This is a genomic window from Streptomyces sp. Go-475, assembly GCF_003330845.1.
Classification (GTDB): domain Bacteria; phylum Actinomycetota; class Actinomycetes; order Streptomycetales; family Streptomycetaceae; genus Streptomyces.
In genome coordinates, this window is the sequence record NZ_CP026121.1 from 111,191 (window position 1) to 126,253 (window position 15,063).

At 76.2% G+C, this 15,063-nt stretch carries 14 protein-coding genes; 4 read left to right on the forward strand and 10 right to left on the reverse strand.

What is annotated here, in order from left to right:
- Positions 1-21 precede the first annotated feature (21 nt).
- Positions 22-210 carry a hypothetical protein gene (locus C1703_RS00495; protein WP_114249982.1) on the reverse strand — a complete coding sequence of 63 codons (189 nt, stop codon included), beginning with the start codon at positions 208-210 and terminating at the stop codon, positions 22-24.
- Positions 211-363: 153 nt separating this feature from the next.
- A complete protein-coding gene (locus C1703_RS00500) occupies positions 364-1,827 on the reverse strand; it encodes an ornithine decarboxylase (protein WP_114249983.1) in 1,464 nt (487 codons plus the stop codon).
- 305 nt (positions 1,828-2,132) lie between these two features.
- On the opposite strand from C1703_RS00500, the gene C1703_RS00505 reads away from it, so the two are divergent.
- From C1703_RS00505 to C1703_RS00520, 4 genes are all read left to right on the forward strand, one after another.
- Positions 2,133-3,317, forward strand: a complete 1,185-nt coding sequence (locus C1703_RS00505; protein ID WP_114249984.1) for an amidohydrolase — start codon at positions 2,133-2,135, stop codon at positions 3,315-3,317.
- 64 nt (positions 3,318-3,381) lie between these two features.
- Positions 3,382-3,915, forward strand: a complete 534-nt coding sequence (locus C1703_RS00510; protein WP_114249985.1) for a DoxX family protein — start codon at positions 3,382-3,384, stop codon at positions 3,913-3,915.
- Positions 3,916-3,994: 79 nt separating this feature from the next.
- Complete coding sequence (locus C1703_RS00515) at positions 3,995-4,558, forward strand: hemerythrin domain-containing protein (protein WP_114249986.1); 564 nt, start codon at positions 3,995-3,997, stop codon at positions 4,556-4,558.
- A 350-nt stretch (positions 4,559-4,908) separates the two neighbouring features.
- Positions 4,909-6,210 (forward strand): MFS transporter, encoded by a 1,302-nt coding sequence (locus C1703_RS00520; RefSeq protein WP_114249987.1) that lies wholly within the window; start codon positions 4,909-4,911, stop codon positions 6,208-6,210.
- 24 nt (positions 6,211-6,234) lie between these two features.
- On the opposite strand, the gene rfaE2 is transcribed toward C1703_RS00520, so the two are convergent.
- The 8 genes from rfaE2 to C1703_RS00560 all read right to left on the reverse strand — a co-directional run bounded on the left by rfaE2 (position 6,235) and on the right by C1703_RS00560 (position 14,992).
- Positions 6,235-7,641 carry a D-glycero-beta-D-manno-heptose 1-phosphate adenylyltransferase gene (gene rfaE2 / locus C1703_RS00525; RefSeq protein ID WP_114249988.1) on the reverse strand — a complete coding sequence of 469 codons (1,407 nt, stop codon included), beginning with the start codon at positions 7,639-7,641 and terminating at the stop codon, positions 6,235-6,237.
- Complete coding sequence (locus C1703_RS00530; protein ID WP_114249989.1) at positions 7,638-8,273, reverse strand: SIS domain-containing protein; 636 nt, start codon at positions 8,271-8,273, stop codon at positions 7,638-7,640. Before C1703_RS00530 ends, rfaE2 begins: the two co-directional genes overlap by 4 nt.
- 73 nt (positions 8,274-8,346) lie before the next feature.
- Positions 8,347-9,624: a glycosyltransferase gene (locus tag C1703_RS00535; protein ID WP_114249990.1), complete on the reverse strand. Its 1,278-nt coding sequence runs from the start codon at positions 9,622-9,624 to the stop codon at positions 8,347-8,349.
- Entirely contained in the window at positions 9,621-10,586 is a 966-nt protein-coding gene (locus C1703_RS00540) for a glycosyltransferase (protein WP_114249991.1), read from the reverse strand. Before C1703_RS00540 ends, C1703_RS00535 begins: the two co-directional genes overlap by 4 nt.
- On the reverse strand, positions 10,583-11,650 hold the full coding sequence (locus C1703_RS00545) for a glycosyltransferase family 9 protein (protein WP_114249992.1): 1,068 nt from the start codon (positions 11,648-11,650) through the stop codon (positions 10,583-10,585). Before C1703_RS00545 ends, C1703_RS00540 begins: the two co-directional genes overlap by 4 nt.
- A complete protein-coding gene (locus tag C1703_RS00550; protein ID WP_114249993.1) occupies positions 11,647-12,255 on the reverse strand; it encodes an HAD-IIIA family hydrolase in 609 nt (202 codons plus the stop codon). The genes C1703_RS00545 and C1703_RS00550 overlap by 4 nt, the downstream gene beginning before the upstream one ends.
- Positions 12,252-13,325 (reverse strand): glycosyltransferase, encoded by a 1,074-nt coding sequence (locus tag C1703_RS00555; RefSeq protein ID WP_114249994.1) that lies wholly within the window; start codon positions 13,323-13,325, stop codon positions 12,252-12,254. The genes C1703_RS00550 and C1703_RS00555 overlap by 4 nt, the downstream gene beginning before the upstream one ends.
- Positions 13,322-14,992: a carbamoyltransferase C-terminal domain-containing protein gene (locus C1703_RS00560; RefSeq protein WP_114249995.1), complete on the reverse strand. Its 1,671-nt coding sequence runs from the start codon at positions 14,990-14,992 to the stop codon at positions 13,322-13,324. The genes C1703_RS00555 and C1703_RS00560 overlap by 4 nt, the downstream gene beginning before the upstream one ends.
- Positions 14,993-15,063 lie beyond the last annotated feature (71 nt).

Below are 15,063 nucleotides of genomic sequence, written 5' to 3' on the forward strand. Positions count from 1 at the left end.
GGACTACTCCTGTCGGTCCGTTCAGCCCTTCTTCGGGCGCGGGGTCGGCGGCGACAGCAGCAGCTTGGTCGCTCCTGACTGGAGCGCCAGCGCCGCGCACTCACGGCTGTCGCGGTAGACGCCGTCGACTTCGGCCGGGTCGAGTGCCGCCTCGATGTCGACACTCGGAACACCGGTGAGTTCCTCGATGACCTTTTCCTTGGAAGGCATAGCACCATCTCCCTGAGCTGAAGCGAGTACCTTCACCTTCCGGATCTCCGGAATCGGACAAAGCATGCCAACTTTCTCAGAATTCACGTCAATCACATTTTCAACATCTCGGTCGTGAGTGGTTGAGCCCTGACTGAATCTTGCGGAGGCTCCTCACCGCCGGGCCACGACCCGCAGCGTGCGAACCGAGGAGTCCGCCGCGTCCGGGATGAGGACGCCGTGCTCGACGCCGCTGCGCAGGTAGTCCAGGACCGCGTCGGTGACGACCTCGCCGGGTGCCACCACGGGGACGCCCGGAGGGTAGGGGCTGATCATCTCGGCGGCGACACGGCCCGCGGCCCGCTCGGCGGGCACGTGCTCGACCGGTGCGAAGAACGCCTCGCGGGGCAGCATCGCCTGCTCCAGTTCCAGCGCCGAGGGCTCGGGCAGCCGGACCGGCGGCCGCCGTTCGACGGAGTCGGCGTGCTCGACGAGCGCGCGCAGGGCGTCCACCAGGACCCGCTCGGTCTCGTCGTCGTCGGCGTGGGTGATCGAGGCGCTGACCCGGCAGCTGTCCGAGCCACCGACGTCCACGTGGCGATGGGTACGCAGCCACTCCGCGGCCTGCATCCCGCTCAGGCCGAGCTTGCGCACGTCGATCACCAGCTTGAGCGGATCGAGGTCGGCGGCGAGCCCCTCCTCCACGACCTCCCGGCCCATGGGCCGCAGTCCGGGCAGGTCGGCGACCGCGGCCCGGAGGCGGTCGGCGCGGCGGATCGCGGCGTCCAGCAGCTCGTGCCCCTGTTCGACCATCTGGCGGCGCCAGCCGTCGAGGGTGGCGTACACGAGGGAGGAGGCGCTGGTGGTGCCGAGCAGGTCCTCCCGCTGCTTGAGGGCCTCGGGCGACACACGGTCGTACTGGAGGTGGAAGACGGAGCTCTGCTCCACCGCCCCGCCCATCTTGTGCACGCTGGTCACGACCAGGTCGGCCTCGGCGTCCATGCCCCAGGCGGGCAGGGCGGGATGGAACGGCAGGTGGGCGCCCCAGGCCTCGTCGACGATGACGGGCACGTCGAACTCGTGGCACACCCGGGCCACTCCCCCGATGTCCGCGCAGGAGCCCCAGTCGGTGGGCGTGATGAGCAGCATGCCCTTGGCGTCGGGGTGCTCCCGGAGCCGCCGCCGGACGTCGTCGGGCTCGGGCGGGTGGGCCAGGTGGCGCTCGGTGTCGAACTTCGGGTGCACCCAGATGGGCTCGACGCCGTTGACCACGACGGCCGCGACGACGGACTTGTGGGCGTTGCGCGACAGCAGCAGCTTCTCGCCCGGCCCGGCCGCGGCCAGCATGGCGGTCTTCACGGACAGGGAGCTGCCGCAGGTGGAGAAGAACGCGTGCTCGGCGCCGACCGCGTCGGCCATCAGCTCCTGGGCCCGGCTGAGCACGCCCTGCGACTGGCGGCGGTCGTCGAGCCCGTTGAGCGAGAGCACGTCGGAGCGGAACACGTCGAGCCCGACGATCTCGGCGACCCTCGGATCCACTCCCCTGCCCTGCTTGTGGCCCGGCGGGCCGTAGGCGATGTCGCCGCGGCGCCGGAAGTCCTCCAGCGCCTCCAGCACGGGCACGCGCGAGTGGTCCATGGTTCCTCCCAGGTCCGGCCCGCCCGGCCGCCGCCGCGGCGTCCACGCTGTCGTGGCCCGGCGGGTACACCGACCGTGTTGCACCGGGGCACCGGTCGAAACGCGGCGGGTGTCGCGGCGGCGGGCGGTGAAACCCGGCCGGGAACACACCGGAACCGGCGGTGGAGTCCGGCCGGGCCCCCGGGGGCACACCAGCCCCCGGCCGGCCCTCAGGGACGCCCACCGCACCCGCAGGCCCTCAGGGACGCCCACCGCACCCGCCGGCTCTCAGGGACGCCCACCGCACCCGACTCCGAGGAGACCCCGTGACCCGCGCGCTCGACGACGTACACCAGGCCCTCCGCGACGAGGTGGCCGCCCGGGCCGACGCGCTGTGGGACGTGGCCCTGCGCCTGCACGCCGACCCCGAGTACGCCTTCGCCGAGCACCGGGCGGCGGCCCTGCTCTCGGGCGAGCTGGAGCGCGCCGGTTTCGCCGTGGAGCGCGGCGTGGCGGGGATGCCCACCGCGTTCACGGCGCGCTCGGGCCGGGGCCGGCCCGCGGTGGCGCTGCTCCTGGAGTACGACGCCCTGCCCGGCCTCGGCCACGCCTGCGGCCACAACCTCATCGCGGCGGCGGGCCTGGGCGCCGCGCTGGCGGTGGCCGCCGTGCCGGAGACGTCCGCCGGGACGGTGCTGGCGGTGGGCACGCCCGCCGAGGAGGGCGGGGGAGGCAAGGCGATCGAGGCGGACGCCGGGGTGTTCGACGGCGTCGACGCGGCGCTGATGTTCCACCCCGGCGTGTACGACTGGGCCCGGGCGCCGCTGACCGCGCAGGTGCAGTACCGGGTGGCCTTCCACGGCCGGGCCGCGCACCCCACGGGCAACCCGACGGAGGGCGTCGACGCGCTCGCGGCGCTCGTGGAGCTGTTCAACGTGCTGGCGGCGCTGGGGCGGCGGCTGCCGGAGGGCTCGCACGTGCAGGGCATCGTCACCCACGGCGGCACCGCCACCAACATCGTCCCCGAGTACGCCGAGGGCCTGTTCGGGCTGCGCGCCGCCACGACCGGGGCCTTGGAGGACCTGGTGGAGCGGCTGCGGGTGTGCGCCGAGGGGGTGGCCAGGGCCACCGGCACCACCGCCGAGGTGACGCGCGCCACCGTGCGCTACGAGCACTTCCGGGACAGCGAGCCGCTGTCCGGGCGGTTCGCCGCGCACCTGGCCCGGGCCGGGATCCCGCTGTCGCCGCCCGCGCCCGGCGTGTACCTGGGGTCCTCCGACATCGGCAACGTCAGCAGGCGGGTACCCGCCATCCACCCGTTCGTCGCGATCATGGGCGAGGACGGCTCCGACCACACCCCGGAGTTCGCCGCGGCGGCCGCCTCTCACCGGGCCCGCGAGGTGCTGGTCGCGGCGACCGGGGCCCTCGCCTGCACCGCCGCCGACGTGCTGCTCTCCGCGGGGCTGCGCGAGGAGGCGTGGGCGCGGCACCGGGCGGCCCGGACCGGGTGAGTGCTTCCCGGCCCGGTGGGGAACCCGGCGAGCGCTGGACCCACCGACACCCCTGGAGAGGGCCATGAGTCTGTTGCGTGTGCTCGGCCGCCCCATGCTGGCCTCGATGTTCCTCGCGGGCGGCCTGAACTCCGTCCGCGACCCCAAGGAGGTCGCCGACGTCGCCGAGCCCGTCGTCCAACCGGTCACCGAGCGCGTCTCGGCGCTGCCGGACCGCACCGAGCAGGTCGTACGGCTGAACGGCGCCGTGCAGGTGGTGGCGGGCCTGATGCTGGCCACCGGACGCATGCCGCGCCCGGCCGCGCTCGCCATCGCGGCGACGCTGGTCCCCACGACGCTGGCGGGGCACCGCTTCTGGGAGGCGGAGGACCCCTCGGAGCGGGCCCAGCAGCGCATCCACTTCTTCAAGAACATGTCCATGCTCGGCGGGCTGCTGATCGCCGCCGACGACACCGGCGCCCGCCCCTCGGTGCTGTGGCGCGGCACGCACGCCGCCCGCGGCCTGCGGCGCGACGCGGGCCTGGTGCGGCGTTCCGTCCGCACCACCGCGCGTCCGGCCGCCGCGGCCGCGCGGGTCCGCGCCAAGCTCCCCGCCTGACCCCCGGCGGGCCCGTACCGGACCGACCGCGCGTTAGCCCCTGGGGGCCCGGGGGACCCGGGGGCTGGAGGTGAAGGACATGGGACACGGAGGAAACGTCATCGACGAGCTGGTGACCGATCACCGCGAGGTCGAGGAGATGTTCGGCAGGATCGAGGCGCTGCCGTCCGGTCACCAGGACCGCAAGGTGTACGCGGACCAGGTCACGATGGAGCTGGTGCGGCACTCGGTGGCCGAGGAGGCCTACCTCTATCCGGCCGTGCGCGAGCACGTGGCGGGCGGCGACGCCCTGGCCGACCAGGAGCTCCAGGACCACGCCACGGCCGAGCGGATCATGAAGGACCTGGAGGGCTGTGACGCGGGCGACGCCGACTTCGACCGGCTGATGGGCATGCTGATGAGCGAGATCCGCTCGCACATCGCGGACGAGGAGGGGAACCTCTTCCCGCGACTGCGGCAGGCCTGTCCGATGGACACCCTCAACGAGCTGGGCGACAAGGTCCGCACGGCGAAGAAGACCGCCCCGACCCGGCCCCACCCGGCGGCTCCCGACAAGCCTCCGGCGAACAAGCTCCTGGCGCCCGGCACCGGCATGGTCGACCGGCTGCGCGACGCGCTGAGCGGCCGGGGGAAGTTCGAGTAACACCCGTCACAGCGTGCGAGAAGGGCCCGTCGCCCCGGCGACGGGCCCTTCTCCCTGTTCTGTGGCCGTCGTCACACGACGCTCTGTGGTCGCCGTCACGCGACGACGGCCATGATCGACGACTGTGATCAACCACACTCGCGACCCCAAAGCCCCCGGAGCCACGGGCATTTGGGATGTGCGGGAGTCGTGGACGAGGTGTGGACGGAAACGACTCGGGGTGCCCCTCTGTCACGATGGTCGGCGCCGTACCCGGCGAGGGGAGCCACCGCGCAGCGCAGCCGGTGCCTCTCGTTCTCCTCGCCCCTCCTCCTGCTGAGTCCTCCGACTCGTCTTGCGAGTACCGCACTGTGTCTTCCTCGCCCTCCCCTGCCCAGCCCGCCTCGCGCTCGCCCTGGCGGTCGCTGAGGTACCGCAGCATGCGCTGGTGGTCCGTCGCGAACTTCGTGTCCAACGCCGGTACCTGGATGCAGCTCACGGTGCAGAACCTGCTGGTCCTGCAGATCACCGGGTCCGCCGCCGCGACCGGCCTGTCCATGTCCGTGCAGGCCGCCCCCGCCCTGCTGATGAGCGTCCTGGGCGGTGCGGCCGTCGACCGGTGGCCCCGGAAGCTGACGGCCGCCGTGAGCCAGGCGCTGCTCGGCGCGATCGCGTTCACCACGGCCGTCCTCGTGGCGCTGGACCGGCTCGACATGACCTCGCTGATGGTGCTGGCCGCCGTCACCGGTGTCGTCGCGACCGTCGACAACCCGGCGTGCGCGCTGCTCGGCAACGACCTGGTCCCGGCGGAGGACGTGCCCTCGGCCATCGGGGTCGGGGCGCTGGTGCACCAGGCGGGCCGGCTCGTGGGGGCGGCGCTCGCCGGTGTCGCGGTCGGGTTCCTCGGCACCTCCGCCGCGTACTTCGCCAACGGGCTGTCGTTCCTGTTCGTGGCGTCGGTCATCCCGTTCCTGCGCCCGGCCGCCGGGGCGGTCCGGCACGTCGCCGCACCCGGCGGGCGCACCGGCTCCGAGATGAGCGTGCGCGAGGGGCTGGCCTTCTTCGCGCGCCGGCCGCGGCTGGTCGCGCTCGCCGGCGTGACCGGGATCAGCGCGGTGTTCGGCCGCAACTACGGGCTCACCCTCGCCGTGCTCGTCACCGGTCCCCTCGCGGGTGGCGCCGGTTCCTTCGGCACGGTGTCGACCGTGCTCGCGATCGGCGGGATCCTCGGCGCGGTGCTCGGCGCCCGGCTGCGCCGGCCGTCGGTGCGGCTGGTGGGCGCCCTGGCGGCGACCGGCGGGCTGCTCCAGGTGGTGGCCGGGCTGTCGCCGTCGCTGGTGGTGCTGATCGCGCTGGTGCTGCCGATGGCCGTGGTGGAGTCCGTCTCCGACACCGCCGGTACGGCCGTCCTGCAGACCGACCCGCCCGCCCACCTGCGCGGACGCGTGCTGGGCGTGTGGGGCAGCATCGGCACGGTGTGGAGCCTGGGCGGTCCGCCCGCGCTCGGCCTGCTCATGGAACTGGCCGGGGCCCGCGGTGCCCTGGTCACCGGCGGGCTGCTCATCGCGGGTGCGATCGGGGCGGGCTGGCTGCTGCGGCAGCGCGGGGCCGCGGCCCCGGTGCTGCTCCGCACGGAGGAGGGCGACGTGCCGGCCCTGGGCAAGGCGGCCTGAGCGGTCCTCACCCGAGGGCTCCTGTCAGGAACCCGACGGCCTGAGCGCCCCTGCCACCGCCTTCGCCGCCCTGCGGGTCAGCAGGGTCGTGGAGCGGCCGTCGAGGTACGGCAGGACCACCGCCTGCCCGCCCCAGCTCCGCAGGACCTCCGCCTCGGGCAGGTCCTGGACGGAGTAGTCGCCGCCCTTGACCCACACGTCGGGGCGCAGCCGCGCCAGGACCGCCTCGGGGGTGTCCTCCTCGAAGACCACGACCGCGTCGACGCTGCCGAGGGCGGCGAGGACCCTGGCCCGGTCCGCCGCCGGGTTGAGCGGGCGCCCCGGGCCCTTGCGGCGGGTGACGGACGCGTCGGAGTTCAGGCACACGATGAGGCAGTCGCCGATGCGCCGGGCGCTCTCCAGCAGGCCGACGTGCCCGGCGTGGACCAGGTCGAAGCAGCCGCCGGTGGCGACCACGGTGCCGCCGCGGGCCCGGACGCTCTCCGCGAGGCCGAACGCGTCGGTCGCCGGGTCGTCCGCGGGGCCCGGCGCGGGCGGCGTCCGCCACAGGTCGAGGTTGCCCGCGCCGCCCGCCGCGACGAACGCGGCCGCCTCGGCCACCGCCCGTTGCAGCGCCTCCTCGGGGAGCAGGCCGTCGGCCAGGGCGGCCGCCGTCGTCGCGGCGAAGCAGTCGCCCGCGCCGCACGGGTCCCCGGCGGCCCGGTAGGGCACGGGGACCAGCATCGGCGTGGCGGCGCCGGGCCGGGCCAGCAGCACTCCGCGGTCGCCGAGGGTGACGGCCACGCCCGCCGCGCGCCAGCGCTCCGCGAGCCGCGCCCCGCGCTCGGCGTACGCGCCCAGCGACGTTCCTCCGGAGCCGGGGTGCAGGGCGCGTGCCTCCGCCGCGTTGGGGGTGACCAGCCGCGCTCCGGGCACGGGCGGGTCGCCCTGGGGGTGCGGGTCCCACACCAGGGGGGTGCGGCGGGCGATGTCCTCCAGGTACGGCCGCAGGGCGCCCGCGGTGTGGCGGCCGTAGTCGGCGACCAGGACGGCGTGCGCGTTCGCGAGGGCCGCGCGGACGGCGTCGTCGGGTTCGCCGGGGGTGCCGCCGCCCCGGTCGATGCGGACGACGGGCCGGCCGCCCGCCAGGACCCGGGTCTTGACCGGCAGGGTGCCGTTCAGCGGGATCTCCAGCAGCCGGACCCGGCCGCGCAGGTCACGTCGTACGGCCTCGCTGGCGTCGTCGTCGCCGAGTGCGGTCACCAGGACCACGTCGCGGCCGCCGCGGGCCGCGAGGGCGGCGGCCAGTCCGGCTCCTCCGGGGTGGCGCCGGTCGCCGGTGACGTCGACGACGGGGGCGGGGGCGTCCGGGGAGAGTCGGGTGGAGACGCCTTCGATGTCCTCGTCGAGGAGGACGTCCCCGACGACGGCGAGCGGTTTCGGCGCGGTCATGGCGTGCTCCCGTGGGTGAGGACCGTGCGGCGTGCGAGGGGCGTGGACACGGCCGTGTCGAAGCATTCGCAGAGCAGGTGGACGGCGACGAGGTGGGTCTCCTGGACGTTCGCGGTGCTGTCCGCGTCGACGCACAGGGCCTCGTGGGCGGCTTCCGCCAGGGGGTTCGGGCCGCGTCCGGTGAGCGCCCACACGCGCAGCCCGGCCTGCCGGGCGGTGACGGCCGCGGCGATGAGGTTGGCGCTGCGGCCGGAGGTGGACAGCAGCATCAGGACGTCGCCGGGGCGGCCGTGGGCGGTGACCTGGCGGGCGTAGACGTGGTCGAAGCCGTAGTCGTTGCCGATGGCGGTCACGCTGGACGTCTCGGCGTGCAGGGCGAGCGCGGAGTAGGCGCGGCGCTCCCGGCGGTAGCGGCCGACCAGCTCGGCGGTGAGGTGCTGGGCCTGGGCGGCGCTGCCGCCGTTGCCCGCGGCGAGCAGCCGGCCGCCCCCGGAGAGGACGTCGGCGAGCCGGCCGCCCCAGTCCGCGATCCGGTCCAGGCCGTGCCGGCGGAACCGGCCGAGGGCCTCCTCCAGTGACTCGCAGTGCCGACGCGCGGCGTCGAGGGCGGGGTGTGCGGGGTGTTCGTCCATGTGGATCGGGCGTGCCGCCGCCGGGGCGGCGGGCCCACACCTCCTTCGGGCTCTGGGCGGGTCGCGGGCCGGTTCAGCCGGCGCCGGTCGCGGCGGGCTCGGCGTCGAGGACCTCGCAGTAGGCCGCCTCGGTGGCGGCGGCGACCTGGCCCCAGCCGTAGCGGCTCAGGACGCGGCGGCGGCCGGCCGCGCCGCACGCCGCGCGGGCCGCCGGGTCGGCGAGCAGCCCGGCGACGGCGCGGGCCAGGGCCTCGGGGTCGCGGGGCGGCACCAGCCGTCCGGTGCCCGGGTCGGCGACGGTGTCGAGCTGCCCGCCGACCGCGCTGGCCACGACGGGCACGCCGCAGGCCATGGCCTCCAGCGGGACGATGCCGAAGGGCTCGTAGTCGGCGGGGCAGACCACCACGTCGGCGGAGCGCAGCAGCGCGGGCACCTGCTCGCTGGGCACGGCGCCGGTGAAGCGGACCCGGTCGGCGACTCCGGCGTCCCGGGCGATGCCGCGCAGCCGGCGCACCTCCGGGTCGTCGTCGAGCCGGTCGGCGGGCGGCCCGCCGACCACGACCAGCTCGGTGCCGGGCAGCCGGGCCAGCGCGGCGACGGTGACGGCGGCGCCCTTGCGCGGCACGAGCCGGCCCAGCTGGAGCAGCCGGTGCGGGAGGGGTCCGCGGGGCGCGGCCGGGCCCTTGGGGGTGAACCGGTCGGTGTCGACGCCGCACGGGACGATGCCGACCTTGTGCGGGGGGATGCCCATGCGGGTCAGTTCGACGGTCTCGTCGCGGCAGGTGGCGATGACGCGGTCGCAGCCCAGCCCGATCTCGGTCTCGCCGGGGATCCGCTCCGGCGGGCTGGTGTCGGCGAGCCGCTGGTGCCGCTTCTTCACCGTGCCGAGGGCGTGGTACGTGTGCAGCAGGGGCAGGCCCCGCTCGCGGGTGGCGCGCAGGGCGGCCAGGCCGGACATCCAGTAGTGCGAGTGGACGAGGTCGGGGGCCCGGGTGCGCCAGCTGCGGGCCAGGTAGCGGCCGAACTCGCCCATGTGGGGCAGCAGCGCGTCCTTGGGGAGCGGCTCGGCGGGCCCGGCGGGCACGTGGTGCACCTCGACGCCGTCGCGCAGCTCCACCCGGCAGGGCAGGTCGGAGGCGTCGCGGCGGGTGTAGACGGTGACGCGGTGGCCCCGGTCGGCGAGGGCGCCGGCGAGGCAGGCGACGTGGACGTTCTGTCCGCCCGCGTCGACCCCGCCGAGCGCGGCGAGGGGGCTCGCGTGCTCCGAGACGAGGGCGATCGCGAGGACGCCCGGGTCGAGGGGGTCGCCGCCGAGCGGTCCGGCGGGGAAGGGGCTGAGGGACGGGGTCATGAGCACACCTCCGTGATCAGGCGCTCCCAGTCGGCCAGGAAGCGCTTGAGCCCGTAGCGTTCGAGGGCCGCCTGCCGGGCCCGGGCGCCGTCCGCGGCCGCGGCCTCGGGTTCGTGGAGGTAGCGGCGGGCGGCGCGGGCGAGGACGTCGGGGCGGGTGGAGAGGGTGCCCGCGCCGGGCGGGACGGCCTCGACGGCCCCCGTGGTGGCGAGGGCCAGCACGGGCAGGCCGAGGTGCATGGCCTCCAGCAGGGACAGGCCGAGGGAGGTCCAGCGCACCGGGTGCAGGTACATGCGGCGTTCGGCCAGGGCCGTGTGCAGGTCGCTCTGGGCCAGGTCGGCGGTGCGGCACCGGTCGGGTGGCAGGCCGAGGTGTCCGGCCAGGTCTTCGGTGCCCATGCCGAACACGTCGAGCGGCACCGCCTCGGCCAGGGCGGGCAGCAGGTCCGTGCCGGTGTACCGGGCGCGCCGCACGGGTTCGTTGACGACGACGGCGGCGCGGGCGAGCCGGCCGGTGTAGCGGTGGCCCGGGTCGACGATGCCGTGCTCGACGACCTCGGTGCGGGTGGTGCCGCAGTCCCAGAAGAGCCGGTTGAAGTGGGTGACGTGCACGATCGTCAGATCGGTGCGGTCGGCGCACGGGTGGCGGGTGTCGGGTACGGCGCCGTCGGGCGCGTTGTGCTCCAGGTACAGCGCGGGCACGTCGCGGCCGGGGCGGCGCCCGCCGAGCCACCGCTCGGCCAGCTCGATCTCGTGCGGGCGTTGCAGCAGCACCAGGTCGACGGGCGTGTCGCGGAGTTCCTCCGGGATGGCCTCGCGGACCGTGGCGGGCCAGGAGAAGGTGCGCGCCCGTCCGAGGCCGTCCGGGTCGCGGCCCGGGGTGACGGGGACGAGGTAGGTGTGCGGGCCCTGGACGAACGCGGTCGTCCAGGAGCCGTGCACGTGCCACAGCAGGATGTTCATACGGTCGCTCCTCGCTCCGTGTGTTCTCCCTGGTCCGCGGGGTCGTCCGTGAGGGCCGCCACGGCCGCGAGCACCTCGGCGTCGCCGATCGCGTCGAGGCAGGGGTGTCCGGGGACCGGGCAGTGGCGTGCCCTGGTGTCCGCGCACCCGGCGCGCGGGTCGCCGAGCAGGATGTGCGGGACGCCGTAGGGGGCCCAGCGCTCGGCGGGCACGACCGGCGCGAAGAGGCTGACGACGGGCGTGCCGACGGCGGCGGCGAGATGCGCCGGGCCGGTGTTCCCGGCCACCACGACCCGCGCTCCGGCCAGGACTCCGGCGAGCTGGGGCAGGCCGGTGGCGCCGCCGAGGTCGAGTGCGTGCCGGCCGGCGACCCGGGCGGTCAGCTCCCGCTCGGCGCGGCCGCCGGTGACGACGACCCGGTAGCCCTCGGCGGACAGCGCGGCCACGGCCCGTGCCGCCCGCCCGGGGCTCCACGCCCGCGCGGGCACGGCGGCGCCGGGGTGCACGACGACGTACGGCTCGGGGCCGGTGAGGCGGGTGGTGGGGGGCGGCGGGGTGACGCGGAGCCTGCCGTCGTCGCCGGGCGGCAGCGTGAAGCCCGCGGCGCGGGCCAGGTCGAGGGCGGCCAGGGCCTCGTGCCGGTGCGGAAGCCTGCGGTGCCGCAGGTCGAGGAGGGCGCCCGGGTAGTCCTCGCTGTCGGCGGCGGTCCAGCCGATCCCGGCGAGCTTCAGCAGCAGGGCGGCCGGCAGCGGGCTCTGGTGGTACGACACGAGCACGAGCGCCCGGTCGAAGCGGCCCGCCGTGAGCTGCTCCATCAGCCGCCGGGTGGCCGTCCGCGTGATCGGCGGCGGCTCCAGCCCGACCCAGGGGGCGTCGTACGTCAGCACGTCGTCCACGCCGGGCAGCATCCGGCCCGCGGCGGCGCCCTGCGGCCCGCACAGCAGCGCGGTGCAGGAGGACCCGGCCGCGACGGCCCGTACGGCGGGCCCGGCCAGGAGGACGTCACCGGCGCTGTCGAGACGGACGACGAGGGTGCGGGGGCGACGGAACCGGGAGAGGGTCATCGCGCCTCCCCCGCCGGCACGGCCGGGGTGAGGGCGAGGCGTACCGCCTCCGGCAGGTCCGCTGCCGTGGTGCCGCTCTCCGCGACCTCCGCGGGCCGGGTGGCCGCCGTGGGAACGAGGACGCCGCGGGCCCCCGCGGCCCGGGCGGCCGCCACGTCGGCCCCGATGTCGCCGATGACGACGGTGCGTCCGGGCGGCACGCCGAGGCTGCGGCAGGCGGCCAGCACCAGGCCGGGGGCCGGTTTGCGGCAGCCGCAGCCGTCCCCCGGCCCGTGCGGGCACACGGCCCACACGGCGAACGGCCCGAGCAGTTCCTCCACCCGCAGGCGCACGTCCTGGACCTGGCGGCGGGTCAGCAGGCCCCGGGCCAGACCCGACTGGTTGGTCACGACGCCGACGGGCACTCCGGCGGCGCGCACGGCGTCGACGGCCTCCCGGGCGCCCGGCATGAGCGCGACCCGGGCGGGGTCCCCGTTGTAGGGGACGTCGGCGACGAGCGTGCCGTCGCGGTCGAAGAGAACGGCCGCGGGGAGGGCGCGGCCCGGCCGGGGCGGGGGCGCGTCGGCCGGTTCGTGCGCCGTGGAGAGCAGCCAGGGGCGGGTCATGACCGCAGCCGTTCCCTGACGGCCGGGCGCGGCGCGGGTGCCGGCTCCCCCGTCCCGAAGGGGGTGTGCGGCCGGGCGGTACGGTGCGCCAGCCGCCCGCGCAGCCAGTGCCACGTCGCGGCGGGCGGGACGAGCACGCTGGTCAGGGCCATGGTGAGCACCTCGTCCCGGGTGTGCGGCCCGGGCAGGATCCGGGCCAGGGCGAACTCGGCGGTGCCGGCCAGCCACGCGGCGGCGCACGCCGCGGCCGGCCGGTGCCGGCCGAGCAGGGCGCAGCCGAGCGCCGTCACCCCCGCCCCGGTCACCGCCAGGTGCACGGGCAGGCGCCCGCGGGACGCTTCCGCCCGGCGCCACCAGTGGCGGCCGTGCAGCCGGGTCATCAGCACGTCGTCGGCGTTGCCGGCCTGGAGCCGGACGGAGATCCAGCGCCCGGCCGGCCGTACGGGGTGGGTGGTGGTGCGCCGGCCGCCGGTGAGGGTCCAGCCGGCGTCGAGCAGGCGCAGGGCGAGGTCGGCGTCCTCCCGGAAGGCCCGGCGGAAGCGTTCGTCGAAGCCGCCGACGGCCGCCAGCGCCGCCCGGCGGTACGCCATGTCGGCGGTGATCCAGTGGGCGGTGGCGAGCCCGGCCGTGTTGCGCTCCCAGTCGGTCGGGCGCCGGTCGGGGGGCAGGGGGACCTCGATCCGGGCGGTGATGCCGGCGGTCCGGTCCGTGGCCGCGGCCAGGTCGAGGGTCAGGTCGTCGGCCCAGGTGGGTCCGGGTACGACGTCGTCGTCGAGGAAGACGATCCAGGGCACGTCCCCGGCCGCCCGCCAGCCGAGGTTGCGGGCCGCGGCGGGTCCGCGCGCGCCGCCGGGTACGACGAGGGTGCGCGAGCGCAGGGACGGCGGCACGTCGGCGGTGAGGAACGTACGGGCCCGGTCGGGCCGGTCGTCGACGAGGACCACCCGGACCGGCCCGGGCCCGGCCGCCTCGGCGAGGGCGTGCAGGCAGGTGCGCAGGCTGGGCCGGCCGAGGGTGGGGATGACGACGGCGTACTCGGCGTCCCGGGCGGGGGCGTCGGGGCGGCTCATCGCGGGCCTCCCGCGTCGTCCGCGCACGTGCGGAAGAGGTCGCCGCGCCGGATCGCGTACGGGCCGATGGCCAGCAGGTCGACGGGCGAGGAGCCGAAGCACTCCAGGGCGTCGCGCGGGTCGTCGACCATGGGACGGCCGGCCGTGTTGAGGCTGGTGTTGACGACCACGGGCAGTCCGGTGAGCCGCTCGAACTCGCCGAGCATCCGGGCGACCAGGGGTTCGCGGGCCGGGTCGACGGTCTGGATGCGGGCGGTGCCGTCGACGTGCACGACGGCGGGGATCCGCTCCCGCCATGCCGGGGCCACGTCGTGCACGAACAGCATGTACGGGCTGGGCAGCGGGCCGTCGAAGATCTCGGCGGCGCGGTCGGCGAGGACCATCGGGGCGACGGGCCGGAACTGCTCGCGGCCCTTGACGTCGTTGAGCCGTTCCAGGTTGCCCGCGTGCCCGGGGTGGGCCAGCAGGGAGCGGTGGCCGAGGGCGCGCGGGCCGTACTCGGAGCGGCCCTGGAACCAGGCGACGATCGCGTTGTCCGCGAGGGCCCGGGCGACGGTCCCGGCGATGTCCGGGGGCCGTTCGAAGGGGACGGCCGCGGTCTTCAGCCAGGCGCCGAGCTCCGCGTCGGACCAGTCCCGGCCGAGGTCGGCGCCGGTCATGGGTTCCGGCTGGTCGCCCTGCACCGCGGACAGCAGCAGGGCGCCGCCCAGGGCGGTGCCGGCGTCACCGGCGGCGGGCTGCACCCACACGCGGGCGAAGGGGCCCTCACGGGCGATGCGGGAGTTGGCGACGCAGTTGAGGGCGACGCCCCCGGCGAGGGTGAGCACGCTGTCGTGGGTGCGGCCGTGCAGCCAGCGCACCAGGTCGAGCAGGGTCTCCTCCAGCACGGCCTGGGCGCTGGCGGCGACGTCGGCGTGGTCCTGCGTCCAGGGCTCGTCGGGCCCGCGCGGCGCGCACAGCTCGGGCCAGGGCACGCCGGTGGCGTGGAAGCCGCCGTCGCCGGTGGGGTACACGTGGCGGCGCAGTTCGGCGAGCATGCGCGGTCTGCCGTGCGAGGCGAGGGCCATCACCTTGAACTCGTCCGAGGAGCGCAGGAAGCCGAGGTGTCCGGTGAGTTCCTCGTAGACCAGGCCGAGCGAGTGCGGGAGTTCCTGGGCGTGCAGGGCCTCCAGCCGGTCCCCGACGCGGCGGGCGGCCAGGTGGGAGGCGCGCTCGCCGCGGCCGTCCAGGACCAGGACGGAGGAGTTCCCGGCGTCCGGTGCGGCGAAGGCGCTGGAGGCGGCGTGCGCCATGTGGTGCGGTACGAAGCGGACGATGCCGGGGTCGAGCCCGGGCAGGGCCGTGCGCAGGAAGCCGGGCGCCTCGCGGGCGTAGGTGAGCCGCAGGTGGTCCCAGGGGTCGTCCAGGCCCATGTCCGCGGCGGGCCGGGCGAGCGCCGGGTCGAAGGAGTAGGTGACGGCGTCGAGGTCCTGCGGGCGCAGCCCGGCCCGCTTCAGGCACCAGGCGGCGGCCTTCTCGGGCAGCTCCCAGGCGGAGAACGGCAGGGGCCGCTTGCCGTGCTTGCGCCGGGAGAACCGCTCCTCCTCGGCGGCGGCGACGGTCCGCCCGTCGATCACCAGGGCGGCGGCGGGATCGTGGAAGAGGGCGTTGATTCCGAGGATGCGCATGGGGGTGGCCGGCCTTTCGGCGTGCTTCGGGAACGGTGTTCTGTGGCGGTCGTCCGGGCGGAGGGAGGAGG